The sequence below is a fragment of the Streptomyces sp. CB02058 genome (genome assembly GCF_001905505.1).
Classification (GTDB): Bacteria; Actinomycetota; Actinomycetes; order Streptomycetales; family Streptomycetaceae; genus Streptomyces.
Genome location: NZ_LIPG01000004.1, coordinates 953,145 through 979,917, shown reverse-complemented (window position 1 = coordinate 979,917; position 26,773 = coordinate 953,145). Strand labels below are relative to the sequence as shown.

The following is a 26,773-nucleotide window of genomic DNA, read 5'->3' as shown; positions in this document are numbered from 1 at the left end:
CCCGTACGGACGACAACGGCGGAACGGAATCGTCCGGTGCGCCGCCCCCGGTGCGTACGGGACCTGACCGTGAGGGCCTGGGCGGTGTGCTGCCGGCCCGGCCGTACGGCTTCCACCCGGCAGTCACCCGCGTCACCATCAGCCCCACGAAACGACACCGGCCCCGTCCGCACACAGCGAACGGGACCTGAGGTTGCACACATGCGCCGGCGGGGTCAGCCCTGGGCCCGGCCCTCCAGCGCACCGCGCCGGTCGGCCAGGCGCGTGGGCAGATTGCTCCTCCGGGTCACCCCGAGCTTGCGGTAGATACGGGTCAGATGCTGCTCGACCGTGCTCACCGTGATGAACAGCTGCCCGCTGATCTCCCGGTTGGTCAGGCCGCGCGCCGCCAGGGTGGCCACCCTGGCCTCTGCCTCGCTCAGCTGCTCGTGGACCGACGAGGCCGCCGCCCTCGGGCCCGGCACCGTCGGACCCGGCTCAGGACTCTCCCGCTCCGTGGCGGGCTCCTCGCCCCCGGTACGGCAGATCCGGGCTTCCTGCGACGCCCGACGGGCGGTGGAACGCGCCTGTTCGTTCTGCCCGGACCGCTGCAGCACACGGCTCATCGCCGCGAGAGCACGTGACAGCTCGAGGCGGTCCTGGGACCGTTCCAGATGGTCGATGGCGCGTTCCAGCAGACCCTGGCGCCGGCTCGGATCGCTGCACGACGCCAGCAGCCGCAGGGCTACACCCTTCGCTCGGACGTCCAGCCGGGGGTGTTCCAGCTCCTCGGTGACCAGCTGATGGGCGAGGACCGTGCGGCCGAGCCGCATGTTGGCCAGGGCGAGGTCGCCCCGCCACGGGAACAGCGCGGGGAAGTCCAGACCCAGGCGCTCGGAGAGGCCCCCGGCGGCCCGGAAGTCGCTGATGGCGGACAACGCCCGGTCGGTGGCCAGGAAATGGTGGCCGCGCGCCCGCAGATAGTGTGCCCCCCACACGGTGGTGAACATGGTCTCCGGTACCACCTGACGCAGGTGCTGCGCCGCCGCGTCGTGGTTGTCGAGAGCCGTGTCGACCATCATCAGGATGCTCAGCGGATAGCCGATGAACACGCCCCAGGCAGAGGCGGGAAGACGTTCGTAGCCGGTGGCGGCGAGCTTCGCCGCGGCAGCGAGATCGCCCTGCCGGAGTGCGATCGCGGCGCGGAGGCACTCCAGGACGGCGAGCCAGGTGGGGGCCAGTCGGCGAGCGGCTTCCTCGCGGAGGATGTCGCACCAGCTCACGGCCGATTCGGTCTCGCCGTCGTGCAACAGGGCGAGGATCGCCGCGACGACCGTTTCCAGTGAGACGTCGTCGAGTGCGCAGTTCTCCAGCACACGGCGGGCTTTGGCGGCGGCGTGGTCAACGCCGGTGCGAGTGGACACTGCGGCGAGATCCCAAACGGCATGCGCACAGCTGGAGGACCCACCGCCGGTCGGCTCCGCGCTGTGCTCGGGTCTGGTGGCGGGGCGGCGCCATTCCTCCACCGCCGGTCCGTAGACCCAGCGTTCGGCCAGTCTGAGGCAGGCGATCGTGCTGTCGTCGACGGCTCCACCGGATGCTTCGAGCACCTTCAGCCCCAGCGCGGCGGTCTCGGTCTCGCCCTGCCACAGTGCGTGCCGGACCAGTGTGGCTGTGTCCCGGCGGCTGAGCGTCTCCAGGTCGAGACCCTCCGGAAGCAGATCCAGGTGCAGGGCGGAGACCGCCGGGCTGGTCCGCCAGGAGGCGTGGACCAGGGCGAGCCGCGTGTCGTGCTCGGTGCCCGGAGTACAGGCGTTCATCACCAGTTCCAGGTAGCGCACGGCGGTGCAGGAGTCGTCGTGGGCGAGTGCCTGTTCCGCCGCCGCCCGCAGGACGCCCGTGGCCCAGCCCTCCACCACGATGCCGGCCTCGGCGAGGTGCCGGGCGACCGGACGGGCGCCGATGCCCTGCTGGTGCAGGAGCTTGGCCGCCTGGAGGTGCAGACGGGTGCGCTCGGTGGTGGAGAGGCTGTTGAGCAGGGTCTTGGCGATCGCCGGATGACGGAACCGGTAGTTCCCCGGCGTCGGTCCTGTGGTGAGCAGCGCCTCCGCGACCAGTGTGTGCAGCACCTGTTCCGTGGTGTCCATGCTGAGTCCGCTGAGCCGGCTCAGCGGACCGGCGGAGCCTTCGTCACCGAGTACGGCCAAGGCTTCCGCGACTTCCAGGAGTTGGGGATTCCAGCGGTAGAGACAGGCCAGCACCGCCTGCTGGTAGTGGCTCCCGACCGTCGCCGGACCGGCCGGTCCGGAACGGCCGTGGGACCCGGCGCCCGCCGTGCGCTGGTCCTCCAGCAGCGCGTCCACCAGCTTGGGGTTGCCGCCGGTCAGCTCGTAGTAGGCCGCGACCAGTCCGGGGTCGGGCTGCTCCCCGGTGCGCTGCGTGATCAGTTCGGCGATGCCGTGCTCGGAGAGCGGCACCAGCCGGATCAGGCCGTGCGGGAGCCGGGTGACCTCCGCGTAGAAGCGCGGCAGGGTGGGCTGGGCCCAGTCCCACTTGCTCAGCACGATCATGATCCGCGCCGACTCCATGCGACGGCTGAGGTAGAGCAACAGCTGGAGGGAGAACGCGTCGGCGAACTGCACGTCGTCGACGCCGATGACCAACGGGCGCTCCCGGGACAGCTGCAGCAGCTCCGCGCAGGTGTCCCGCACGGCTCGTGCACCGGATCCGGATAAGGACTCCAGATCCGGGCTGCCGGGCGGAGCGGCGACCACGGCCGGGCTGAGCAGCGCAGTGACATGCTCGGTCGTCTCGGCGGGAAGCCCGCGCGAGTGGAACAACTGGTCGACGACATCGGCCTGGAGCGACTGCAGCCCGCGCGCGGCGGTCGCGGTCAGACAGAGCGCCCCCACGCGGTCCGCTCGCGCCGCGAACTCCTGGAGGAGTTCGGCCTTACCACTCGTCAGTCCGCCGTTGACGATGAGCAGACGCCCCCTCCCCTCCGCGGTGTCCGTGAGCTGATCGCCGAGATGGCGCAGTGCGTCGACGTACTCAAGAAGCATCGGTGGTACCCCCGTTCCACACCCGAGCCCTGATAAACCACCTCGGGCTGCTGCCTATTGCTTACACCATTGACTGAAATGGTTCGCATACGAGGTTCTGTGGTGCGCGCACAAGGACTGTCCGTCGGATGGAGTAACGGCCCCCCGGCACTCAGCGGCCGACGATAGCACCCCATTCAGTGCTGCAGTACGACGCCAAAGTGAAGGCCGGATTACGCTTGATGGTCACCGGTCAATCGGATCCCCCGCGCAGGGGTCGTGTCGCCCTCGCGGAATATCCGAGTCCTGCTGGGTTCGGCGGCGGCCTGCGGTGATCAGCCGGGTGGACGTGCCCGGGGAGGGTTGGTCCTCGGGGCGGTCCCAGAGGTGGCGTCGCGACCGGATGCCCGGGGGCGGCTCGTGATACGTATACGGTCCGCCGCGCCAGGTCAGGAGTGAAGCGGGCGCGTGCGCGGGACCTTCGGGCACGCCCTTGGCGCGCCCGCCCGTCGCCCCGCCGCGCTCGTCGCGAGCAGTCCGTACCCCGCCGGCCCAGGCATCTCGTGGCCCTGGGCGGCAGCCCCTCGCGGTGCGGCCATGACCAGACGCAATTGGCCGAATCGCGGGCGTTGGCCGAAAGTACCCGGGTGTAAGCAATTGGATTCGCGGCGGAATTGCTCGAATCGGACGCCGACTGCCAGCCAATTTTCGCTCGTTTCAAGCCGCCGGGCATGTCGCAGCAATGGTGCATACGAGGTACGGGCACTTTGAAGAGGCCCTGCGGCGCGGCGGCACGGGAACTCGGGGGTACGACGACCAGGCATTCCGGGAACGCCGTCCTGCAGTGCGCCTAGGGGGCCCTAGGGGTGTTGGGCCGTGAGTGCGGACGAGACGATCGCCATACCGTTTTCATCAGGAAGGTACAACCGATGACGACCGAGCCTGCCCTCGCAGGACGCAAAGAATGGCTGGCGCTCGCAGTCCTGGCACTGCCGCTGCTGCTGGTGTCGATGGACATCTCCATCCTCTTCTTCGCCGTGCCGGCGATCAGCGCCGACCTGTCGCCCAGCGGTACGCAGCTGCTGTGGGTCTTCGACATCTACGCCTTCGTGCTGGCCGGACTCCTCGTCACCATGGGGTCGGTCGGCGACCGGATGGGCCGGCGCAAGCTGCTCATGACCGGCACGGTCTTCTTCGGTGGTGCCTCGCTGATCGCCGCCTACGCCTCCAGCGCGGGCATGCTGATCGGCGCCCGCGCCCTCCTCGGCGTCGGCGGCGCCTGCCTGCTGCCGTCCACGCTCTCGCTGATCCGCAGCATCTTCACCGACGCGACGCAGCGGGCGAAGGCCCTCGGCGTCTGGTCGGCCGTCCTGATCTCCGGTGTCTCCCTCGGCCCCGTGCTCTCCGGAGTGATGCTGGAGTTCTTCTGGTGGGGCTCGGTGTTCCTCATCAACGCTCCGGTGATGGTGCTGCTCCTGCTCCTGGCGCCCCGGCTGCTGCCGGAGTTCAAGGACCCGCAGCCGGGACCCTTCGACGCGCTCAGCTGTGTGCTGTCGCTCGGCGCGATCCTCCCGATCATCTACGGGATCAAGGAGCTCGGGGCGGACGGCTTCGAGGTCGTGCCGGTGGTGGCGATCGTGGTCGGCCTGGTCATCGCCCTCCTCTTCGTCCTGCGCCAACGCACGGCCGCCGCACCGCTGCTGGACCTGTCGCTGCTCCGGACCCGCGCCTTCCGTGGCGGAGTGGTCTTCGCGATGGTCGCCTCCTGGGTGATGATCGGCTTCGCGATCTTCACCACGCAGTATCTGCAGTCGGTCCAGGGGATGTCGGCGCTGGAGGCCTCTCTGTGGAGCCTCACTCCGTCGGTCGGCATCTTCCTCGCCACCGGAGTGTCCACGGGCCTGGCGCAGCGTGTGGACCACGCATACATCGTGGGTGGTGCGTTCGTCCTCACCGCCGCCGGTCTGCTCTTCCTCACCCAGGTCCGAGCGGACTCCCCGCTGTGGATGGTGCTGGTCGGCGCGGGTGGGCTGTCCGCCGGGGTCGCCGCCACGATGCCCCTGCTCACCGGCATGGTGGTGGGCTCCGCTCCGCCGGAGAAGGCGGGCATCGCCTCCGCCACGCTCCAGACCGGCCAGGAGCTGGGCGGCGCGGTGGGTCTGGCCACTCTCGGCACACTCGGCAGCGCGGTGTACCGCAGCAGCCTGGACGGTTCGGTGCCTGACGGGCTGCCTGCCGAGGCGCTGGACGCGGCGAGGGAGACCCTCGCGGCGGCTGTTCTGGTGGCCGGTGAACTCCCGGACGACGTGGGCGGCGCGCTGCTCACCGCGGCGCGCGAGTCCTTCACCGACGGCCTGAACGCGGCGGCGCTGGCCGGCTCGGGTGTCCTGCTGCTCGCCTCCCTGCTGGTCGTGCTGCTGCTGAGAGGCGCCGCAGGACCTGCCGTGGCGGCACCCTCCGGGGCCGGGGACGAGCAGGACGGGCCTGCCGCTGCTCCCGATGCCGTGAACCCCGTGGGCACGAAGAGCTGAGGCAAGGCGTATCTGTCACGGCCGCTGTCCCACCCTGGGTGGGACAGCGGCCGTTTTCTCATGGGCGCAATTCAAAGCGTGATTGGCTCGCTCGTTGGGGGCGGTCGTTCGGTGATCGCCAATTCGACCGAATGTCAGCAGTCATTGTCCCGAGGTGATGAATGGACCGTCTCGCCTTTACCCGGAGCGAGTTGGCACGGTGTCGGGTTTGCATTGATCCGGGAAAGGAACACCGAGTTCGGTAATCGGTGAGGCGAACTCCCCTGTGGTGCTTGTCGGTTGATCAACCTCCTCGCTCCCGGCGGCGCCCACCGCCGGGCCGCTCAGTCCGGAACCACCCAGCCGGGCACCCAGGTCCCGACGGCGTCGTGGCCGGCCGTCGTGGCGGCGAGGTGGGTGCGGAGGGTGGCCAGCGCCGGGTGGGGGTTGTCGCGGTGCCACAGGAGCGAGTGCGGGTAGACGGGCGTCGGGTCGGTCACCGGAATGCGGCGCAGGCCGTGTCCGTCGGGCCAGATGAGGCGGCTGTGCTCGCCCATGAAGGTGGCCAGGGCGGGGGTGTCGGCGATCGTGTCGAGGAGCGCGTCCGAGCCGAAGTTGGGGCCGGTGACCTCGATGGTGAGGCCGAACTCTGCGACGAGGTCGTCGTAGTAGGCGCCCCATTCGGTACCGGGGGCGATGCCGGGCATCCAGATCCGGTGCCCCGCGAGCTGGGCGACGGTCACCGACCGGGCGTCCGCCAGCGCGTGGGCGGGGCCGGTGAGGAGCTCGAGCGGCTCGTCGAGCACCCGGACGGACTCGATGCCCTCGGGAAGCGGCCGGCCGGGCGCGGCGACGGCGCGGAAGGACGCGTCGATCGCGCCGGAACCGATGGCGGTGACCGCGGTCTCGATGTCGAGCAGCATCATCACGCCGAGGTCGATCTCGGGGTGAGCACGGTGGAAGCCGCGCATCAGGCTCGACTGCGCGCTGCGCGAGGCGATCACGTCGACGCGCAGCGGACGGCGGCCGGGGCGCACGGACGCGCCCGCACGCTCGGCGACGCGGAGCAGCTCGCGTGCGTGGGGCAGGAACGCCTGCCCGTCGATGGTGAGCTCGACGCCCCGTGGCGCACGGGTGAACAACCGCACGCCGAGGGCGCGCTCCAGTGTGGCGATGCGTTTGGAGACGGCCTGCTGGGTGATCGACAGGTCGGCGGCGGCCTTCTGGAACTGGCCCGCGTCCGCGACGGCGGCGAAGGTGCGTACTGCTTCGAGATCCACGCCGACCCACCTTAGTGAACAACCAGTGGTTGTGCATTGCTGGCGCGCCGGTTGTTTGACCTGCGGTTGTCCTGCCCGCTTACCTCTCTTCGGTCAACGTCAGCTTGTCCGGGTGTGACCTCGAGGGAGTGCGCTGAGCATGGTGGGCAGGAGACGGCTGGGCCGGCGGTTCGGCTGGCTCTGGGCGTCGTACGCGATGAGCGCGTACGGGTCCGGGCTTGGGTTCGGGGCGTTGCCGCTGATCGCCGTGCTGGTGCTCCATGCCGGACCCGCCGAGGTGTCCGCCCTGTCCGCAGTGGGGCCTGCGGTGGGTGCGCTGATCGCGGTGCCCCTCGCGCCGTGGGTGGAGTTCCGGCGCAAGCGCCCGGTCATGATCATGATGGACCTGGCCCGGTTCGCGGCCATGGCGACGATCCCGGTCGCCTACGCCTTCGGACGGCTCGGTCTCGTCCAGCTGCTCGTGGTCTCGGCCGTGGTCGCCGCAGCCAGGATCGCGTTCAACGCGGCCAGTGGCGCCTACCTCAAGGCCCTCGTCCCACCGGACGACCTGCTCAGCGCCAACGCACGGTTCGAGTCCACGAACTGGAGCTCCATCGCGGTGGGCCCACCGCTGGGCGGGGCGGCGATCGGCCTGTTCGGGCCGGTCACCACCGTGGTGGCCGACGCGCTCAGCTACCTGCTCTCCGCGCTGGGCATCACCGCGATCCGCGGCCAGGAAGCAGCACCGCGAACGACCGGCAGGGGCCCGATCCGGGCGGGCGCGCTGTTCGAGGGCTGGCGGCACATCATGGGTCACCCCGGTCTGCGGCCCCTCTATCTCAACCAGATGCTCGTCGCCGGTCTGATCATGGCCACCGAGCCGCTGCTGGCCGTGCTCCTGCTCCGGCAACTCGGTTTCCCACCCTGGCAGTACGGCCTCGCCTTCGCCGTCCCCTGCCTCGGCGGGCTCATCGGCTCGCGGCTGGCCCGCCGTGTCGTGGCCCGCTTCGGGCGGCACCGGGTCTTCCGGACCGTCGGCACCCTGCGCGCCGTCTGGCTGATCGGCCTGGCCTTCGTCGGTCCCGGCGTCATCGGCCTCGTCACCGTGATGGCCGTCCAGTTGGCGATCATCATCAACATGAGCCTGTACAGCCCGGTGCTCGCCACCTACCGGCTCGAACACACCCCAGAGCATCTCGTCGCCCGCACCCTGACGGCCTGGTCGATCGGCCAGCAGGCGTCCATCGCCGTCCTCACCGCGCTCGCCGGGCTGCTCGCCGACGTCACCGGCCCACGCACCGCTCTCACGGTCGCGGGACTGCTCATCCTGGCCGGCCCGCTCCTGCTTCCCCGGCAGGACCCGACGTCACAGCACGAGCCGGAACCGTCCCGCGGCCATTCATGAGGCGTTGTGGAGGTCACCGTTCAGTGGATACGGACCTCCTGGACGAAGGAGTCCCGGGTGGGCAGGCCGCGGCTCGCAGGAACGCCGCCCCGGTCGGCCTGCCCGAGGTCGCTCCGGCACCGCGGGTGCCGGAGGGTGCTCAGACGGCCGCTGAGGTCTCCGTGTGCCGATCGGGACCATGCCGCAGCGCTGTCTCACCGGACCCCTGACCGGCGCGCGGTAGGCGTCGTCGGTCCCCCGCCGCCGACCCGCAGCGGGTGGCGGGGGGGGTGACGACGGCGTCACACGGCTGAGGTTTCAGCTGCCCGGGGAATCAGTCCGTGAGCCAGCCGGGGCTGACCATGCGGTACTCATAAGCCATGACCACGACTTGCGACCTGTCGCGGGCGCCGAGTTTGGCCATGATGCGGCTGACGTGGGTCTTCGCGGTCAGAGGCGAGACCACCAGTTGCGCGGCGATCTCGTCGTTGGTGCGTCCGGCGGCGATCAGCCGCATGACTTCCCGTTCGCGGCTGGTCAGCGCGTCGAGGCGTGGGTCGGGCCCCTGAGGGTTGTCCGGACGGTTGGCGAATTCGGCGATGAGCCTGCGGGTGATGGAAGGGCTGATGAGTGCGTCACCTTGCACGGCGACGCGCACCGCGTGCAGGAGTTCCGCCGGTTCGGTGTCCTTGACGAGGAAACCCGTGGCGCCGGCCCGCAGGGCCCCGTACACGTACGCGTCGAGGTCGAAGGTGGTCAGCATGACCACCTTCACCGCCGCCAGTGCCTCGTCGGTGGTGATGCGACGAGCGGCTTCGAGTCCGTCCATGACCGGCATACGGATGTCCATCAGCACCACATCGGGACGCAGTTCACGGCAGGCGGCAAGAGCGGCCTCCCCGTCGGCGGCCTCTGCGACCACGTGCAGGTCGTCCTCGTCGTCGAGGATGCCGCGGATCCCTGCGCGTACGAGGCGCTGGTCATCCGCCAGCAGGATCCTGATCATGTACTGCTCCGTCGATCGGCTCGTGATGGTCCGGGAACGGTAGCTGGCCCCGGACGATGAAGCCGCCCGCACGGCCGGGCCCGGCGCTCAGGGTTCCGCCCAGTGCGCGAGCCCGTTCCGTCATGCCCGTGATTCCGCTTCCGCCCTCGCGCCTGGAGCGGGTCGCACCGTGGCCGTCGTCCTGGACCCTGAGCCCCAGTCCCCGTTCGCCATGGTGGATCTCGACGGCGACGTGTCGGGCGCCGCTGTGCTTGGCGGCGTTGGTCAGCGATTCCTGGACGATGCGATAGGCGGCGAGGTCCACCGCCGCCGGGAGCGGTGAGGGGATGCCGCTCTCCTCGACGCGCACGTCGAGACCCGCGCGAGCAGCGGAGGAGACCAGCTCATCGATCCTGGACAGGCCCGGCGACGGAGCGGTGGGAGCCTCCTCGTCGACCTGGCGCAGGACCCCGAGGGTGGCTCGTAGTTCCTGCAGGCCCTCCTTGCTGCCCTGCTTGATGGCGGTCAGCGCCTCCTGCGCCTGGGCGGGATCCTTCTGCATCCGGTGGAGTGCGGAGGACGCCTGCACGTGGATCATCGACATGTTGTGGCCGATGACGTCGTGCAGTTCACGGGCGATGCGCAGCCGCTCCTGAGTGGCGCGAAGCCTGGCCTCCTCCTCGGCGTAGGCGACCCGGCCGTGGCGCATCGTGCCCAGCGCCACCACCGCGACGAGCCAGCCGGTCAGCATGAACACCGCTGTACCGTTCACGTCGCCGGTGCCGGCCAGAACACCCGCCCCGACGCCGATGACCATCACCGCCGCCATGGCGACCGCTGCCCGGATCCGTCCGCGGGCCGCCAGCGCGTACAGCGCGGCGATCGGGATCAGGACGAGTGGGCCGTCGACCGTGCTCAGCAGGTAGTAGGCGCCCGTGCCGATCACCGTGAGCCAGCCGACCGCCACCGGGTACCGGCGGCGCAGAGGCAGTGCGGCACACACCGCCACTGCCAGCAGCCAGGAGCCGATCACCGAGGTGCCCGCGTCCCAGTTCGATCCCAGCCGCTGCCCCTCGGCCACCCCAGCCAGCACCAGTACGACCCCGGCGAGCGCGACATCGGCACCTGTCCCGGTCGGCAGGCGGAGGCGCGTTGTGTCGAGGTGCGGCATTGCTTCATTCTGCCCGCGGCGCGACGGGAACCGGAACTGTATGTCCGGCTTTGCGTCGAGGTTGCGTGCTGGGGAGGTACGCGGTGGCCGTGCCGTACATCTGCTGGTGTACGGCACGGCCGTCGGCTCCTGCTCCTGGTGCAGGCCGGGTGTCAGCCGTGGGCCGACGCCCGCGCCCCGGGGCCCCGAGCAGGATCGAGGCATGTCGTCGTCTCGCGGTTCCTCTCGGATCAGCGCGGCCTTCGTCGGTGCACTCGTGGGTGCCGCTGTCGGAATCCTGCTGGTCACCGTCGCCGGAACGTTCTCGATCACGGTCAGTGGTGTGTTCGCCGGGCTGACGCTCGGTCTGCCCGCTCTGGCCGGAGGATGCGTGGGCGTGATGACCCTAGGCAACACTCGCTCGAATTCGAGGTAGGCATCATGTCTTCCCCCCGCGGCTCGGCCGCGTCCCTGGCCCCGCCTGCGCCGCAGGGCGGTTCGCCCGCGCCCGTCGGACGGTTCGGTGCCCTGTCAGGTTGGGCGCAGCGTCATCGTTGGGCCGCCATCGTGCTCTGGGTGGCCGTGGTGGCTGCCATCGCGCTGGGCTCCACCGCTGCGGGCTCCGCGTATCAGAACGATTTCTCGCTGCCGGGCACCGATTCCCAGGCGGCCACCGACCTGTTCGAGGAACACGGCAGTGACCAGGCGGGCGACAGCGTCGAGATCGTCTTCAAGGACACCGCCGGCATCACGAGCGGCAAGGGCAGCATCGAGCCGATGCTGGCCGAGGTGAAGCAGATGGCGGGGGTCGCCGACGTGCGCAGCCCCTTCGCCGACGCATCGGCCGTGTCGAAGGACGGCACGATCGCCCGCGCGTCCGTCACGCTGGACGGCAAGACGGAGGATGTCCCGAAGGAGGACGTCGCCAAGATCATCGATACCGCGCAGAGCATTGCCACCGAGCACCTCCAGGTCGAAGTGGGCGGCGAGGCCGCGCGCAACGCGGAGGACAAGGCAGGGCCGACTGCCGAACTCGCCGGGATCGTGGCGGCTCTGGTCATCCTGGTGCTGCTGTTCGGCTCGCTGCTGGCGGCGTCTCTGCCACTGGTCACCGCCCTGTTCGCCGTGGGCGGTTCCATCGGCCTGATCGCCCTGGCCTCGCACGTCTTCACCGTCGCGGACTTCACCCCGCCCATCCTGATGCTCGTCGGCCTCGGCGTCGGCGTCGACTACGCCCTGCTGATCTTCTACCGCTACCGCCATGAACTCCTGGCCGGAGCCGAGCCCTCGGAAGCCGCCCGTAAAGCCCTCGACTCCGCCGGCCGGACGGTCTTCTTCGCCGGCTGCACCGTCATCGTCGCCCTGCTGGGCCTGGTCGCCCTCGGACTCGGCTCCCTTCAGGGCATCGCCCTCGCCGTGGCGATCACCGTCCTGATCACGATGGCCGCCTCCCTGGTGCTGCTGCCCGCCCTGCTGGCACTGTCCGGCACACGGATCCAGCGCCATGTCCTCAAGCAGCAGGCCAAGGCAACCGGGAAGGGCAGGACCGAGGGCAACGGCTGGCGCGCCATGGCGCGCGCCGTACAGCGCCGTCCGATCCCGACCCTCCTGGTCGGCGTGATCGCACTCCTGGCCCTGTCCGCGCCGGCACTGGGCATGCGCCTTGGCTTCGCCGACTCCGGCAACGACCCCGAGGAGACCACGTCACGCCACGCCTACGACCTGCTCGCCGAGGGCTTCGGCCCAGGCTTCAACGGACCGCTCATTGTCCTGGTCAAGGGAGATCAACAAGCCGGAGAGACCGTCCAGGCCCAGCTCGCCACCACCGACGGCGTCGCAGAGGCCGGCCCTGCGATGCGCTCCGAGGACGGCGCCCTGTCCACTGTCATCGTCTACCCGACGACCTCGCCGCAGGCCGAGGAAACCGTAGACCTCGTCCACCGTCTGCGCGACGACGTGGTCCCGCCCCTGGAGCACACCACCGGCGCCCATGTGCTGGTCGGCGGCGCCACCGCCGCCTCCCAGGACGTCTCCGAAACCCTCGCCGACCGCCTGCCCCTGTTCGTCGCCGTCGTCGTGGGCCTCTCCTCGCTGCTGCTCCTGCTGGTCTTCCGGTCCATCTGGATTCCCGTCAAGGCCGCTGTGCTGAACCTGCTGTCCATCTCCGCTGCCCTCGGCGTGATCACCCTGGTGTTCCAGCACGGCTGGTTCGGAGCACAGCCGGGTCCCGTCGAAGCGTTCATCCCAGCGCTGATCTTCGCGATCGTCTTCGGGCTGTCCATGGACTACGAGGTCTTCCTCATCTCCCGTATCCACGAAGAATGGACGCGCACCAAGGACCCCTCGAAGTCCGTACGCGAAGGGCTCGCATCCACCGGCAAGGTCATCACCGCCGCCGCGGCCATCATGATGTTCGTCTTCGGGGCCTTCGTTCTCAGCGACGACCGTATGCTCCAGCAGTTCGGACTCGGCCTGGCCGTCGCCATCCTCCTCGACGCCGTCGTCATCCGATGCCTGATCGTCCCCGCCGTGATGCAGATGCTCGGCGAACGGGCCTGGTGGCTCCCTGCTCCTCTGGCCCGAAAACTGCCCAAGGTCTCCATCGAGCGCCCTGAGCAGAACTGACCGCGCCTCGCCGCAGCTCGGATCACTGCCGGCTTCCGCAACCTCTGGAGCCGGCGGCGCGGGTCACGGTGCACGCCGTGACCCGCGCACGAATCCACCTGAAGCAGGGCGTGGCCGAGGCCACGTCCTCAACCGCTGACCAGGCCCCACGGCTGCCCGCTACCGCGAAGCACCTCGTCCCCGGCCAGTCTGGCGCCGCGCGGCGACGCGGAGACCGTCGCCCTGGACCTTCGCGCGGCCGTCCACGGAGCCGTCTCGCTACGCGTCAACCAACCCGAGTCGCCCTGGCCCCCGCTGGATGAACAGGTGGACCGGTTCCTGACGAAGCTGGTCGGCGCCCCGCTCGCGGAGGGGTGACGGCGGTGGCGTGCGGAGGTACTCACGAACCGCCCTCTCGGAAGGCCGTGTGAAGCATGCCGAGGGCGGTGCCAAGCAGCCTCAGCAGGATTCGTCGGCCAGTTCTTCGAAGGCTTCGCGCGCCATGCTCCGGCCATCGGCCCACACCTGGCCGGGCTCCAAGGCATCGACATCCGTCAGGCGGAAGGTCACCAGGCCTGTGTACTCATAATTGAACTCAGCCTTGCCGAAGGAGATTTGGTAGGTGAGGTCGGCGAGCAGATGCTGATTCCCCACTTGCACGGCATCCCACTGCGAGGGTGCGAAGAGAGAGCAGGCTGTGACCTCGGCGTCGCAGTGGCTCGGGCACTCCTCGCCCGCGATCACCCTCGGTTACTATGCTCACTTCATGCAGGAGGCTTGCCGCAAGGGGCGGGGAACCGTCGACGGACTGCTTGGGGAGCGGGGAGAGCGGGACGACGGTCGAAGCTCCCCGGAATCGCCCCAGCGTCGTCGATCGCCGCTTCTCACCCCTACGCCCCGGAGAGGTCGTCCGTGGATTGCAAGGCTGTAGAGATGGGTGGCCTGGGAACATGCTGGAAGAGGTCGTAGCGACCCGCTATGTCACGCCTTTGCGTGAGGGTGGCTCGCTGCCCGGGATCGTCGAGGCCGACGACCTGGGCACGTACGTCATGAAATTCACCGGAGCGGGGCAGGGTCGCAAGACCCTCGTCGCGGAGGTCATCTGCGGAGAGCTCGGCAGGAGGCTGGGGCTGCGCGTGCCGGAGCTGGTGACCATCCAGCTCGACCCCGTCATCGGTCTCGCCGAGCCGGACCAGGAGGTGCAGGAGCTTCTCAAGGGCAGTGCCGGGCTCAACCTGGGCATGGACTATCTGCCCGGTTCGCTCGGCTTCGATCCGCTCGCGTACGAGGTCGGGGCCGCGGAGGCCGGGAAGATCGTCTGGTTCGACGCGTTGATCAACAACGTCGACCGGTCGTGGCGCAATCCCAACATGCTGGTCTGGCACGGTGACCTCTGGCTGATCGACCACGGCGCCACCATGATCTGGCACCACAACTGGCCGGGCGCGCAGGCGTCGGCGGCCAAGCCGTACAACGCGTCCGACCATGTCCTCGCGCCGTTCGGGCCGGACATCGCGGCCGCCGCCGCCGAGCTGGCCCCGCTCGTCACCGAGGAACTCCTCACCGAGGTGGCGGCCGATGTGCCCGACGAGTGGCTGGCCGGCGAGCCCGGCTTCGAGACCACGGACCAGCTGCGCCGGGCCTACGTGGAGCCGCTGCTGGCCCGCGCCCAGGGCATGCACGAGCGGATCCTCATGGACGCGCCGAGCGGGAAGCGCCCCTCGCAGGCCCCGGGCTGGCTCACCGAGCACCTCACGCCCTGGCCCCACCCGACGAAGAAGGACCGCGCCGCCCAGGCGGACGCCGGACGTAGCGGCAAGGACGGCGGCCGATGAGCACGCGCGATGTCTTCGAGTACGCGGTCCTGCGCGTCGTTCCGCGCGTCGAGCGGGGGGAGTGCTTCAACGCGGGTGTGCTGGTCTACTGCCGCGCCAAGTCCTTCGTCGCCGCGCGGACGCACCTGGACGAGCACAAGCTCAGGGCGCTCGACCCGCAGGCGGACGTGGTCGGGGTGCGAGCCGCGCTGCGCGCGGTGGAAGGGGTCTGCACGGGTGGCGACGCGGCGGGCCAGGCCGCCGGTGACGACCCGGGGCGGCGCTTCCGCTGGCTCATCGCGCCGCGCTCGACAGTTGTCCAGCCGGGCGTCGTGCACAGCGGTCTGACCGCCGACCCGGCGGCCGAGGTCGAGCGGCTGCTCGACCTGCTGGTGCGCTGATCCTGCCGTCGGCGCCGCCGCCCCGGAGGCCGGGAGCGGCGGCGCCGTCCGGTGTGACATGTGCCCGTGCCCCCGTGTGCCGTTGACACCGGGTGCCAGGGCTTCTAGCGTCTCGTCTGCTGAAGGTACTAAGCGGTTGCTCAGTTATCGGGAACTTCCTGACGTCCGCTGAGCCGCGATCCAAGGGCGAGGAGAACCAAGCATGTCCACCACCGAGCAGCGCGTCGCCATCGTGACGGGAGCGGCACGGGGCATCGGCGCCGCCACCGCCGTACGCCTGGCGGCCGAGGGCCGCGCCGTCGCCGTACTCGACCTCGACGAGGCGGCGTGCAAGGACACGGTCGAGAAGATCACCGACGCCGGGGGCAAGGCCCTCGCCGTCGGCTGCGATGTGTCGGACAGCGCGCAGGTGGAAGCCGCCGTCGCGCGCGTCGCCGCCGAGCTCGGCGCCCCGACGATCCTCGTCAACAACGCGGGTGTGCTCCGCGACAACCTGCTCTTCAAGATGAGCGAGTCCGACTGGGACCTCGTGATGAACGTGCACCTCAAGGGCGCGTTCCTGATGGCGAAGGCCGTCCAGTCGCACATGGTCGAGGCCAAGTTCGGCCGGATCGTCTCGCTCTCCTCCTCCTCGGCGCTGGGCAACCGCGGCCAGGCGAACTACTCCGCCGTCAAGGCCGGTCTCCAGGGCTTCACCAAGACGCTCGCCAAGGAGCTCGGCAAGTTCGGCGTCACCGCCAACGCCGTGGCCCCCGGCTTCATCGTCACCGAGATGACCGCCCAGACGGCCGCCCGGGTCGGCATGGGCTTCGAGGAGTTCCAGGCCGCCGCCGCGACGCAGATCCCGGTGCAGCGCGTGGGGCACCCCGAGGACATCGCCAACGCCATCGCCTTCTTCACCGGCGACGACGCGGGTTTCGTGTCCGGCCAGGTCATGTACGTCGCCGGCGGACCGCTCAACTGACCCCGGAAGGGCTACGGACACCATGACAACGCAGGACAGTGGCAAGGTCGCGCTCATCACGGGCGCGAGCCGGGGCATCGGCTACGGCATCGCCGAGGCGCTCGTCGCCCGGGGCGACAAGGTCGTCATCACGGGCCGCGGCGAGGACGCGCTGAAGGAGGCCGTCGAGAAGCTCGGCGCCGACCGTGCGGTGGGCATCGCGGGCAAGGCCCACGACGAGGCGCACCAGGCGGCGGCCATCGAGCGGGCCATGGAGGCGTTCGGCCGGGTCGACTACCTGATCAACAACGCCGGTACGAACCCGGTCTTCGGGCCGATGGCCGAGCTCGATCTCAACGTGGCCCGCAAGGTCTACGAGACCAACGTGATCTCGGCGCTCGGCTTCGCCCAGCAGACCTGGAAGGCGTGGCAGAGGGAGAACGGCGGGGCGATCGTCAACATCGCCTCCGTCGCCGGTGTCTCCGCCTCGCCGTTCATCGGCGCGTACGGGATGAGCAAGGCGGCCATGGTCAACCTGACCCTCCAGCTGGCGCACGAGTTCGCGCCGGTCGTGCGGGTCAACGCGATCGCACCGGCCGTGGTGAAGACCAGGTTCGCGGAGGCGCTGTACGAGGGCCGTGAGGCCGAGGCAGCGGCCGCCTACCCGCTCGGCCGGCTCGGTGTCCCGGAGGACATCGGCGGCGCCGCCGCCTTCCTCACGTCCTCGCAGTCCGACTGGGTCACGGGGCAGACGCTCGTGGTCGACGGCGGTATTTTCCTGAACGCGGGCGTCGCCTGAGGTAGGACTGCGCCACTTTGGCCCTGATTGACTCAAGTGCCCCGCCGGGCCTGCGGATTGGCTCGGTGGGGCACTGCGGTATGGTCTGCCGACCCCAAGGCTGATCGAGGAGCGTGCACGTGTTCTACCGGGCCAGTCTGCAGGTTGCTGCAGCCCTTGCTTCCCTTTCTGTGCTGGCCGGCTGCGGACTGCTGTCCGACAGCAGTTCCGAAACGGACCAGCAGATATCGGTCGGAACGACGAGCTCGCCCTCGACCCTCGATCCGGCTGCCGCGTGGGACGGTTCCTGGGAGCTCATGAGGAACGTCTTCCAGACCCTCGTGAGCTTCCCGACCGGCAGCACCAGCCCCGAGCCCGACGCGGCCGAGGAGTGCCGGTTCACCGACGCCACGAGCATGGCGTACCGGTGCACCCTGAACTCCGGCCTGAAGTTCTCCAACGGGGAGAAGATCGACGCCGAGGCCGTGAAGTACTCCATCGACCGGATCGTGAAGATCAAGGTCAAGGGAGGCCCTGCCGGTCTGCTCGGCTCCCTGGACCGGGTGGAGACCAAGGGCGACGACACGGTCATCTTCCACCTGAGCAAGGCGGACGCGACCTTCCCCTTCATCCTGGCCACCCCCGCGATGTCGATCGTCCCCCCGAGCGAGTACCCGGCGGACAGCATCCGTGACGACGGCAAGGTCACCGGCTCGGGGCCGTACATCCTCGACGCGTACGAGCCGGGCAACAAGGCCGAGCTGTCGAAGAACCCCGGCTACAAGGGATTCGCCGACCGGAAGAACACCGCCGTCACCATCCGCTACTTCGAGGACTCCGAGCCCATGGTGGCGGCGCTGAAGGACAAGGAGATCGACGCCACCTACCGCGGTCTGACCGCCGAGGAGGTCATCGGTCTGGAAGACAACAAGTCGGACAACAACGGCCTGCAGATCGTCGAGACGGTCGGCGCCGACATCCGCTTCCTCGTCTTCAACCCCAAGGACCCTGCGGCCGGGAACCCCGCCGTCCGCAAGGCCATCGCCCAGATCGTGAACCGCGACGCCCTCGTCGCCAAGGTCTACCAGGGCACCGCCGAACCGCTCTACTCCATGGTTCCCAAGGGCATCGCGGGGCACGCCACCAGCTTCTTCGACTCCTTCGGCGACCCGGACACCGCCAAGGCCGAGGCGATCCTCACCGACGCGGGGATCACCGAGCCCGTCGAGATGACCTTCTGGTACACCACGGACCGCTACGGCTCCTCCACCGCGCCGGAGTTCGCCGAGCTCAAGCGTCAGCTGGAGGCGTCCGGACTGTTCCGCATCACGCTGAAGAGCGCGCCGTGGAAGACCTTCCAGGAGGGCTTCACCAAGGGCGACTACCCGGTCTTCGGCCGAGGCTGGTTCCCCGACTTCCCGGACCCCGACAACTTCATCGCGCCCTTCGTGGGCAAGGACAGCGTCACCGGCACTCCCTACCTCACCGACGAGATCACCGACGAGCTGCTGCCGTCCTCCCGCAAGGAGAGCGACCGCGGCGCCGTCTCCCAGCAGTTCAAGCGGGCGCAGGAGATCCTCGTCAAGGACGTGCGGCTGCTGCCCCTGTGGCAGGGCAAGCTGTACGTGGCCGCGGGCGAGGACATCGGCGGCGGCGAGCGCGCGCTCGACCCGCAGACCGTCATGCAGATGTGGGAGCTGTACCGCAAGACCAGCTGGTAGGCGGGCGGCAGCAGGCTCGGCAGGTCCGTTGTCAGTGGTCCCCGGTAAGTTCTGTGGTCAAGAACGGATTGCTTACCGGAGGTTGTGGACGTGACCGACACCGACCTGCTGCCCGAGTCCTGGCGCGGCGTCCTCGGCGAAGAGCTGCAGAAGCCCTACTTCAAGGAGCTCATGGAATTCGTCGAGGAGGAGCGGGCCAGGGGGCCGGTCTATCCGCCGCGCGAAGAGGTCTTCGCCGCGCTGGAGGCGACCCCCTACGAGCGGGTGAAGGTGCTCATCCTCGGCCAGGACCCGTATCACGGCGAGGGTCAGGGGCACGGCCTGTGCTTCTCGGTGAGGCCGGGCGTCAGGACGCCTCCCTCGCTGCGCAACATCTACAAGGAGATGAACGACGAGCTCGGCCTGCCGGTCCCGGACAACGGATATCTGATGCCGTGGGCCGAGCAGGGCGTCCTGCTGCTCAACGCGGTTCTGACGGTCCGCGGCGGCGAGGCGAATTCGCACAAGGCCAAGGGCTGGGAGAAGGTCACCGACGCGGTGATCCGTGCGGTGGCCGAGCGGCCCGACCCGGCCGTCTTCGTGCTGTGGGGGAACTACGCCCAGAAGAAGATCCCGCTGATCGACCAGGACCGCCATGTCGTGGTCAAGGGTGCCCACCCCTCGCCGCTCTCCGCGAAGAAGTGGTTCGGCTCCCGTCCCTTCACCCAGATCAACGAGGCCGTCGCCGCGCAGGGTCACGACGCCATCGACTGGCGGATCCCGGACCTGGGGACCGGGGCGAACCGCCCGGCGGCTCGGGCCCGCGCCTGAGCGGGAATGCCGGTCGCTCCAGCTAGCGTCTGAGCGACCGGAACAGGCCGGGCAGTGATCAGGGAGACCTCTGAAGTGGAGCAGCGGGAAGCGTCGGGGGACGTCGTCATGACCAGGATCGGCCAGGCGATCATGCTGCTCCACGCGGGGGACAGGGAAGAGGCCCGCAACCGGTTCGGCATCATCTGGTCGGAGATCGGGGAACACGGCGACGCGCTGCACCGCTGCACCCTCGCGCACTACATGGCCGACGCCCAGGACGATCCCGGGGACGAGCTCGCCTGGGACCTCCGGGCGCTGACGGCCGCGGAGGGACTGGCCGGCGGCGGGGCGGTCGCGGGCCGGGCGGAGGGGGCCGACGAGGACTCCCGTGACGGGGACGCCCGTGGCGAGGACTTCCCTGACGGGGATTCCCGTGGCGAGGACTCCCCACCCGGGTCGGTCACGGGGTCGCCCGGGTCGGTGACCGGCCTGCCCGGGGAGCATCGGGACGCGTCGGCCGTGCGGGCCTTCTTCCCCTCGCTGCACCTCAATCTGGCGGCGGACTATCTCAAGCTCCAGCGCTTCGAGGCGGCCCGGCTCCATCTGGACCAGGCGTGGGACGCGGCCGGGGTACTGGAGGGCGACGGGTACGGCGGAGGGATCCGCGCGGCCATCGGGCGCATGGAGCAGCGGTTGCGGGGGAGTGCGGCGGGGGAGTGACCCGGCCGCCGAGGCCCCGCCCCTCCGGATGTCCGGCCCCAGGCCGGGTGTCCGGCCCCTCGGTCCGTGCCTGCCCCCTCATTTCGGGGCCCGGCCCTCGACCCGCGCCCGGGCTCCTCCGCAGGGGCCTGGGGCCCAGGCCCGGCCAGAGGTCCCGGCCCTCGCAGCGTCTGCCTCCTACTCGCCGGTCGCGCCGTCGATCCGTTCCCGTACGAGGTCGGCGTGTCCGTTGTGCCGGGCGTACTCCTCGATCATGTGCGTGTAGATCCAGCGGAGACTGAAGGGGCGTCCCCGCCTGCCCACGCCGACGGAGAGGCCGTCCAGCTCCACCTTCGCCGCGTTGGCGCGGGCCGCCGCGATCTCCGCCAGCCAGGTGGTCCTGGCCTCTTCCCAGGTGTCCGCCTCGGTGACGTGGAACTCCTTGTCCGGGTCCTCGTCCGTCCCGTAGACCGGCGGCAGCTCCTCGCCTGCCAACACCTCGCGGAACCAGCCCCGTTCGTTCTCCGCCAGGTGTCGTACGAGACCGAGCAGGGTGAACTCCGACGGGGGCACGGAAGCCTCCCGCAGCTGGGCGTCGGTCAGCCCCTCGCACTTCAGGGCCAGCGTCGCCCGGTGGTAGTCGAGCCACCCCTCCAGCATCTGGCGTTCGGCCGCGTCGACAGCCGGCTGGGACCGTTCCTGTGTCGTCATGCGGGCCATCCTCGCGCAGCGGCGACCCGCGGCACCACCGGTCAGTCCGCCGTCGAGCCGAGCATCCCGCGCAGCAGTTCGGCGCATCCCGCGCGTAGTTCGTCCTCGGTGGGCACGGCCCGGTGGTACGACCCCGCGGCGCAGGCGAACATCATGCCTTCCGCCCAGGCCACGAGGGACAGCGCGTGCCGCTCGGGCTCCGCCGATCCCGCCGAGGCCATCAGGGCCACCAGCGGTTCGCGGAAGCGCCGGCCCGCATCGTCGTAGAACGCCCGGAGTTCGGGGCGGCGGGTGGCCTCCAGGGCGAGTTCGTAGCGGCAGACCAGGAGTTCGGTGCCGCCGGTCAGATAGCGGTGCAGCGCGTGCGCCAGCCCTCCGGCGGCCTCGTCGGGGCCACCGCCCGTGGGCAGCTTCCCTGGAGCGAGCACCCGCGCCTCCAGCTCGGCGAGCCGGCGCACGGTGACTTCGAGCAAGGCCTGCCGGGTGCGGGCGTGGTTCGAGGTCGAACCCTGGGGGAGCCCGGCCCGCTCGTCCACGGCCCGATGGGTGAGGCCCCTCATGCCGCGCTCGGCGAGCAGGGCGAGCGCGGCGTCGGCGATCAGCTCGGCGCGGGAGGACGGGCTGGTGGTGCGGGCCGGAGTGGGGCGTGTGGGCATGGAGCCAATCTACCGCCGTCACTACACCTGTAGTAGCGTGGCAGCTCGTTACTACAGGTGTAGTTCCGAGGAGGTCATGTCATGGCGGCACCCCGAGCAGTGGTCATCGGCAGCGGGATCGGCGGGCTCACCGCCGCCGCGGCACTGCACCACAACGGCTGGCAGGTCACCGTGCTGGAGCGCGCCCCCTCACTCGAACCCGTCGGCGCCGGCATCAGCCTGGCCCCCAACGCCCAGCGCGCGCTCGACGTCATCGGGCTCGGCGACGCGGTCAGGTCCCTCGCCGCCTGGCAGGGCGACGGAGGCATGCGTACGCCGTCCGGGCGCTGGCTCGCCCGCACGGACAGCGCAGCCGCTGCCGCACGGTTCGGAGGGCCGCTGGTCCTGCTGCGCCGCTCCGCCCTCGTCGAACTGCTGCGCGACCGGCTCCCCGAGTCCGCCGTGCGCACCGGTGCCCCGGCGCGGCTCGTGGACCCGGGCCGGGCGGGCGGCGCCCGGGCGGTGGTCGGCACACCCTCCGGAGACCTCGAGGCCGACCTGGTCGTCGGCGCCGACGGAATCGGCTCGGCCGTCCGCACCGCGCTCTTCCCGGGGCATCCAGGGCCCTCGTACAGCGGATTCACCACCTGGCGCGTCCTCGCGCCCCCGCTGTGCCGGGCGTTCGCCCCGCACGAGACCTGGGGCCGGGCCGCACTCTGGGGCAGCCACCCCCTGAAGGACGGCTGGATCTACTCCTACGCCGCCGCCGCGGCCCCGGCCGGAGCCCGTGCCGCCGACGACGAGAAGGCCGAACTGCTGCGCAGGTTCGGCGACTGGCACGACCCGGTGCCGGCCGTCATCGGCGCGGTCGAGCCCGGCCAGGTCCTGCGCCACGACGTGCACCAGATGACCGACCCCCTCCCCGCCTTCCACGCGGGCCGTACCGTGCTCCTCGGCGACGCCGCGCACGCCATGGCACCCACACTGGGCCAGGGAGGCAACCAGGCCATCGAGGACGCCGTCGTGCTCGCCCACCATGTGACGCCCGGCGCGGACCTCGGCGCTGCGGTGGCCGCCTACAGCGCGGACCGGCAGCCCCGCACCACCACGATCGTCCGCAGGGCGGCGCGGATCTCCCGGATGATGCAGCTCTCCGCGGCCCCGGCCGTCGCCCTGCGCGCCGGGCTGATGTCCGCCGCCTCCCGCCTCGGCCCGGGGCTCGTCCTCCGCACGTTCGACGGAATCGCCGACTGGCAGCCGCCCCGGCGCACGTATGCTGCCGGGACCAGGGAAGGACAGAGCGCGCGACCGTGACAGTGCCCTGGCCGAGGCGACAGGGAGAACTTCGTGAAGGTCGGCTGCATCGGGCTCGGCGACATCGCACAGAAGGCGTATCTGCCGGTACTGACGACCCTTCCGGGCGTCGAACTGCACCTGCAGACCCGCACCCCTGCCACGCTGAAGGCCGTCGCCGGGACCCACCACATCCCCGAGCGGCAGTGCCACGAGGGCCTGGACGCCCTCCTCGCCCAAGGACTGGACGCCGCCTTCGTGCACGCGCCCACCCCGGCGCACGCGGAGATCGTCGGACGGCTGCTCGAAGCGGACGTGCCCACCTACGTCGACAAGCCCCTCGCCTACGAACTCGCCGACTCCGAGAGGCTGGTGGCCCTCGCCGACGAGCGCGCCGTCTCCCTCGCCGTCGGGTTCAACCGGCGGCTGGCGCCGTCGTACGCACAGTGCGCCGAGCATCCGCGCGAGCTGATCCTCCTCCAGAAGAACAGGGTGGGTCTGCCCGAGGACCCGCGCACCATGGTGCTGGACGACTTCATCCATGTCGTCGACACCCTCCGCTTCCTGGTCCCGGGACCCGTGTCGAACGTCGGCGTGCGGGCGCGGATCGTCGAGGGGCTCATGCACCATGTGGTGCTCCAGCTCTCCGGGGACGGGTTCACCGCCATCGGCATGATGAACCGGCTCAACGGATCGACGGAGGAGATCCTCGAGGTATCGGGCCAGGACAGCAAGCGGCAGGTACTCAACCTCGCGGACGTCGTCGACCACAAGGGCCAGCCGTCGCTGCGGCGGCGCGGGGACTGGGTGCCCGTCGCCCGGCAGCGCGGCATCGAGCAGAGCGTGGAGTCCTTCCTGGACGCGGTCCGGGCCGGGCGCCGGCTCAGTGCCCAGGACGCTCTGGAGACCCACCGGCTGTGCGAGCGGGTGGTCCAGGAGGCGTGGGAGCAGGCGTCCTGAGGGACCGCAGACCGGCTCCTGCGAAGAAGACGGCCAGCACCCCGAGCGCGCCGTACACCGGCCAGGCCCCCAGCCGCACGAAGAGGGTGGTGCCCTCGGCGAGGGGCACGTCGTACACGGCGGCCTCGCTCGCGTCCGTACCGATCGGCGCGCCCAGGCGCCGGCCGTCGGGGCCGTAGACCGCGCTCTCGCCCGTGAGGGTGGCGTGCACCATCGGGCGGCCCGTCTCCGCCGCGCGCAGCGCGCCCAGCGAGGCGTGCTGCGCGGGGGCCCAGCTGTGCTGGAACGTCGAGGTGGACGACTGGGCGACCAGCACCTGCGCCCCGTCCTTCGCCAGCTGCCTGCTCATGTCGGGGAACGCCGACTCGAAGCAGACCAGCGGACCGATCCGCACGCCGTCCGGCAGGTCCATCACCACGGGTCCGCTGCCGCGCAGCCGGTCCTCGCCCGCTGCCTTGCCCACCGAGGTCGCCCAGCCGAGCAGGGCACGGGCCGGGACGTACTCGCCGAACGGCACCAGGCGCATCTTGTCGTACCGGTCGCCGGTCGGGCCGTCCGGACCCACCAGCACCGCCGACTTGTAGATCCCGGCGCGGGCGGGGCCGTCGGTGCGGCGGGCATCCATGTTGACCAGCACATCGGCGCCGACCGCACGGGCCAGTGCCGCGACGCGGTCGGTCGTCTCCGGGCTCCGGGACAGATCCACCCCCACACTGCTCTCGCCCCACACCACCAGGTCGACGTCACGGCCGGCCAGACCCCGGGTCAGCTCCTCACCGCGCGTGAAGCGGCGTTCGATGCTGCCGGGACCCTCGATCACACCCGGCTGTACGACGGCGATCCTGACCGAGCCGGCCTCCTCGGGCCTCGGCGCCCACACCGCCATCGAGACCACGGCCACCGCCCCCGCCAGCAGGCACGCCACCGCCGCCCGGCGGGCCGCCCCCACGGCGACCAGCAGCACGACCGCCGTGTTGACGGCCACCACACCCAGACTGACCAGCCAGACCCCGCCCACCGAGGCCACGCGGAGTGCCGGGGGGACATCCCACTGGCTGGCCCCCAGCAGACCCCAGGGACCGCCCAGCCCCTCCCAGGAGCGGACCAGTTCGATCATCAGCCACCCCGATGGCACCACCACCACGGCGGCCACCGACCGGCGGACGGAGGGCGATCCGCCGATGAGCCGGGACACGAGCAGGCCCCAGGGAGCCCACAGCAGCCCGAGCAGGGCGGCGAGCACCACGATGAACACATGGAGGCTGGGCACCAGCCACTGGTGCACGGCGAGCATGAAACCCATGCCGCCGAGCCAGCCGTCGGCCGCCGCGCGCCGCCCCGTGCCCGCCGACCGGATCAGCAGCATCCAGGGCACGAGCGCGACGTACGCGAACCACCAGAGCGACGGCGCGGGAAACGTCAGGGCCGGCAGGGCACCCGCGAGCAGCGCCACGGCACCGCGCCCCGTACGGGAACGCAGCACCCGCTCGTACGGCCGTACGCCGCTCTCGTCCGGCCGCCCGTCCTGGAGCCGCCCGCCCGGCATCGGCATGCATCTCCTCCTCGACGGTCCTGCGCCTGATCCCAGTGTGGTGCAGAAGATCAGCAGCGCCCAGGGGGCGTGCCGGGGCGGGCGTGGCCATCGCCGTTCGTGGATCAGCCGGGCGGGGCCTGCGGCACGTACCGCCATTTCCGGTGTGCCGTGACCGTCCGTATCCGCCAGCCGGCCTCCGTGCGCAGCAGCTCGAAGACACAGCGGCCGCCGCTGACCAGGTCGGGGACTGCTCCTCCGGCCCCGGCCTCCGGGCCCGCCGGGGAGAGGTAGTCGGCCCGCACCCGCGCCTCGTCGCCCGGGTAGCCGCCCAGATCCTGGAGGTCCAGGCGCCGGTTCACGATCAGATGCTGGCGGGCGGGGAAGAGCCGAAAGCTCTCCGCGAGCCATCGCGCTGCCTCGGCGGCCGGCCCTTCGGTGCCGCCCGCGTCCCGGTAGTCGGCGCGGCCGTCCGGTGTGAACAGCGCCGCGTAGTCCTCCCACGCGCCGTCGTCCACCGCCGCGGCGTAGTCGGTGATCACTGCATCGATGGACAGCCGGTCCATCACCGTCGCGAGAGCCACGCGCTGTGTCATCGCCCAAGTCTCCGCCCGTGGGAGCGGCAGGCCAAGGGGCACGCACCGCCCTTGGAACCCGGAATCAGCTGGGGACGACGGCCACCGGCCCCAGGGCGTGCGTGACCGTCGTCTGAGCGACGGGCGGGAGACCGAGCCCGAGGGCCTCACCGCCCTTTCGCCGCCCGACCACGGTCAGGGCCGCCGTGGCCGACGCCGTGACCAGGGTGCGCGACGCCGAGCCACGCACCGGTTCGCGTACGACGTCGATCTGCGGGTGGTCCTCGCGCCGGCCCGCCGTGAGCTCGGCCAGGGCCCGCTCCGCCGAGGCCGCGGCCGCGTCGCTGTCGAACACGGGGCCGCCGGAGAGCATCGACGAGAACATCGTCCACCCGTGCACCAGGCGCAGCCGCGCGCCGGGCCGGAGCGCCGCCGCTTCGAACGCGAAGTCCAGGACCGCCCCGCTGCTCTCGTCGGCGGCCACGCCCGCGACCACGTCGGGAAAGGCGTCCGGGGCCTCCGCCTCGCTCTCGTCGGTAAGGCCGGTGTGGACGACCACGACCGGGCACTGCGCCATCGAGGCCGTCGCCAGGCTGTTGGACCCGATCATCAGGGAGCGGAAGCCTCCGAGCCCGCGCGAGCCGACGACCACCATCGAGGCGTCCCGGCTGAGCGAGGCCAGTGCGGCCGAAGGGAAGTCCAGCGGCGTCAGCGTCGAGACGGGCAGCTCGGGGGCGGTTCCGGAGGTCCGCAGCACACCCTGCGCGAGCAGCTCCTCGGCCTCCCGCAGCCCGCTCTCCTCGTCCTTGCGCCGAGCGGGTGGCCGCGCGTGCACGATCAGCAGCGGCAGTCCGCGGCGTACGGCTTCCGAGGCCGCCCAGTCGAGCGCCTCCCAGCTGTGCGCGGACCCGTCCACCGCGGCGATCACGGGAAGGGCGTCGGCGGTCATGAAGCCTCCAGGGCGGTCGGAGATCTCCCGGACCGTGGCCCGGAGCTCCGGGCCGGGGC

Annotated in this window: 23 protein-coding genes; 13 read left to right on the top strand and 10 right to left on the bottom strand. The window is 70.8% G+C overall.

What is annotated here, in order from left to right; translation table 11 throughout:
• Positions 1-215: 215 nt before the first annotated feature.
• Positions 216-3,041 (bottom strand): ATP-binding protein, encoded by a 2,826-nt coding sequence (locus AMK10_RS38540; protein ID WP_073750105.1) that lies wholly within the window; start codon positions 3,039-3,041, stop codon positions 216-218.
• A gap of 908 nt (positions 3,042-3,949) precedes the next feature.
• Here AMK10_RS38540 and AMK10_RS24875 point away from each other — a divergent pair.
• Positions 3,950-5,551, top strand: coding sequence for an MFS transporter (locus AMK10_RS24875; RefSeq protein WP_073750104.1), 1,602 nt, complete (start codon positions 3,950-3,952; stop codon positions 5,549-5,551).
• A 323-nt stretch (positions 5,552-5,874) separates the two neighbouring features.
• Here AMK10_RS24875 and AMK10_RS24870 read toward each other — a convergent pair whose 3' ends face one another.
• Entirely contained in the window at positions 5,875-6,810 is a 936-nt protein-coding gene (locus AMK10_RS24870; protein ID WP_073750103.1) for a LysR family transcriptional regulator, read from the bottom strand.
• A gap of 139 nt (positions 6,811-6,949) precedes the next feature.
• Between AMK10_RS24870 and AMK10_RS24865 the strand changes: the two genes are divergently transcribed.
• Entirely contained in the window at positions 6,950-8,194 is a 1,245-nt protein-coding gene (locus tag AMK10_RS24865; RefSeq protein ID WP_073750102.1) for an MFS transporter, read from the top strand.
• Between the two features lie 313 nt (positions 8,195-8,507).
• Here the strand turns inward: AMK10_RS24865 and AMK10_RS24860 are convergent, their stop codons facing one another.
• Together AMK10_RS24860 and AMK10_RS24855 are read right to left on the bottom strand one after the other, a co-directional pair.
• Complete coding sequence (locus AMK10_RS24860; RefSeq protein ID WP_073750101.1) at positions 8,508-9,179, bottom strand: response regulator; 672 nt, start codon at positions 9,177-9,179, stop codon at positions 8,508-8,510.
• Positions 9,154-10,329, bottom strand: a complete 1,176-nt coding sequence (locus AMK10_RS24855) for a sensor histidine kinase (RefSeq protein ID WP_073750100.1) — start codon at positions 10,327-10,329, stop codon at positions 9,154-9,156. Before AMK10_RS24855 ends, AMK10_RS24860 begins: the two co-directional genes overlap by 26 nt.
• A gap of 202 nt (positions 10,330-10,531) precedes the next feature.
• On the opposite strand from AMK10_RS24855, the gene AMK10_RS24850 reads away from it, so the two are divergent.
• Both AMK10_RS24850 and AMK10_RS24845 read left to right on the top strand, forming a co-directional pair.
• Complete coding sequence (locus tag AMK10_RS24850; protein ID WP_073750099.1) at positions 10,532-10,744, top strand: hypothetical protein; 213 nt, start codon at positions 10,532-10,534, stop codon at positions 10,742-10,744.
• Between the two features lie 5 nt (positions 10,745-10,749).
• Positions 10,750-12,933 carry an MMPL family transporter gene (locus AMK10_RS24845; protein ID WP_079180857.1) on the top strand — a complete coding sequence of 728 codons (2,184 nt, stop codon included), beginning with the start codon at positions 10,750-10,752 and terminating at the stop codon, positions 12,931-12,933.
• 438 nt (positions 12,934-13,371) lie between these two features.
• Here the strand turns inward: AMK10_RS24845 and AMK10_RS24835 are convergent, their stop codons facing one another.
• A complete protein-coding gene (locus AMK10_RS24835) occupies positions 13,372-13,656 on the bottom strand; it encodes a hypothetical protein (RefSeq protein WP_158070901.1) in 285 nt (94 codons plus the stop codon).
• A gap of 206 nt (positions 13,657-13,862) precedes the next feature.
• Here AMK10_RS24835 and AMK10_RS24825 point away from each other — a divergent pair, with 206 nt between their 5' ends.
• The 7 genes from AMK10_RS24825 to AMK10_RS24795 all read left to right on the top strand — a co-directional run bounded on the left by AMK10_RS24825 (position 13,863) and on the right by AMK10_RS24795 (position 20,081).
• A complete protein-coding gene (locus tag AMK10_RS24825) occupies positions 13,863-14,747 on the top strand; it encodes a HipA family kinase (protein ID WP_073750096.1) in 885 nt (294 codons plus the stop codon).
• Entirely contained in the window at positions 14,744-15,127 is a 384-nt protein-coding gene (locus AMK10_RS24820; RefSeq protein ID WP_073750095.1) for a DUF3037 domain-containing protein, read from the top strand. Before AMK10_RS24825 ends, AMK10_RS24820 begins: the two co-directional genes overlap by 4 nt.
• A 202-nt stretch (positions 15,128-15,329) precedes the next feature.
• A complete protein-coding gene (gene fabG / locus AMK10_RS24815) occupies positions 15,330-16,091 on the top strand; it encodes a 3-oxoacyl-ACP reductase FabG (protein WP_073750094.1) in 762 nt (253 codons plus the stop codon).
• 22 nt (positions 16,092-16,113) lie between these two features.
• Positions 16,114-16,869: an SDR family oxidoreductase gene (locus AMK10_RS24810; protein ID WP_073750093.1), complete on the top strand. Its 756-nt coding sequence runs from the start codon at positions 16,114-16,116 to the stop codon at positions 16,867-16,869.
• A 119-nt stretch (positions 16,870-16,988) separates the two neighbouring features.
• Complete coding sequence (locus AMK10_RS24805; protein ID WP_073750092.1) at positions 16,989-18,569, top strand: ABC transporter substrate-binding protein; 1,581 nt, start codon at positions 16,989-16,991, stop codon at positions 18,567-18,569.
• Between the two features lie 90 nt (positions 18,570-18,659).
• Complete coding sequence (locus tag AMK10_RS24800) at positions 18,660-19,379, top strand: uracil-DNA glycosylase (RefSeq protein WP_073750198.1); 720 nt, start codon at positions 18,660-18,662, stop codon at positions 19,377-19,379.
• Between the two features lie 75 nt (positions 19,380-19,454).
• The gene (locus tag AMK10_RS24795; RefSeq protein WP_073750197.1) at positions 19,455-20,081 is read left to right on the top strand and encodes a hypothetical protein; all 627 of its coding nucleotides are present in this window, start codon (positions 19,455-19,457) and stop codon (positions 20,079-20,081) included.
• Between the two features lie 177 nt (positions 20,082-20,258).
• Here the strand turns inward: AMK10_RS24795 and AMK10_RS24790 are convergent, their stop codons facing one another.
• Positions 20,259-20,771 carry a DinB family protein gene (locus AMK10_RS24790; RefSeq protein ID WP_073750091.1) on the bottom strand — a complete coding sequence of 171 codons (513 nt, stop codon included), beginning with the start codon at positions 20,769-20,771 and terminating at the stop codon, positions 20,259-20,261.
• Positions 20,772-20,812: 41 nt separating this feature from the next.
• Complete coding sequence (locus tag AMK10_RS24785; RefSeq protein WP_073750090.1) at positions 20,813-21,427, bottom strand: TetR/AcrR family transcriptional regulator; 615 nt, start codon at positions 21,425-21,427, stop codon at positions 20,813-20,815.
• A gap of 81 nt (positions 21,428-21,508) precedes the next feature.
• On the opposite strand from AMK10_RS24785, the gene AMK10_RS24780 reads away from it, so the two are divergent.
• Together AMK10_RS24780 and AMK10_RS24775 are read left to right on the top strand one after the other, a co-directional pair.
• On the top strand, positions 21,509-22,720 hold the full coding sequence (locus tag AMK10_RS24780; protein WP_073750089.1) for an FAD-dependent monooxygenase: 1,212 nt from the start codon (positions 21,509-21,511) through the stop codon (positions 22,718-22,720).
• Positions 22,721-22,753: 33 nt separating this feature from the next.
• Positions 22,754-23,659, top strand: a complete 906-nt coding sequence (locus AMK10_RS24775; protein ID WP_073750088.1) for a Gfo/Idh/MocA family protein — start codon at positions 22,754-22,756, stop codon at positions 23,657-23,659.
• Here AMK10_RS24775 and lnt read toward each other — a convergent pair.
• From lnt to AMK10_RS24760, 3 genes are all read right to left on the bottom strand, one after another.
• Positions 23,583-25,211 (bottom strand): apolipoprotein N-acyltransferase, encoded by a 1,629-nt coding sequence (gene lnt / locus AMK10_RS24770; RefSeq protein ID WP_079180856.1) that lies wholly within the window; start codon positions 25,209-25,211, stop codon positions 23,583-23,585. The genes AMK10_RS24775 and lnt overlap by 77 nt on opposite strands.
• Before the next feature lie 104 nt (positions 25,212-25,315).
• Positions 25,316-25,786 (bottom strand): nuclear transport factor 2 family protein, encoded by a 471-nt coding sequence (locus AMK10_RS24765; protein ID WP_073750087.1) that lies wholly within the window; start codon positions 25,784-25,786, stop codon positions 25,316-25,318.
• Positions 25,787-25,850: 64 nt separating this feature from the next.
• Positions 25,851-26,714 (bottom strand): universal stress protein, encoded by an 864-nt coding sequence (locus AMK10_RS24760; RefSeq protein WP_073750086.1) that lies wholly within the window; start codon positions 26,712-26,714, stop codon positions 25,851-25,853.
• Positions 26,715-26,773: the final 59 nt, after the last annotated feature.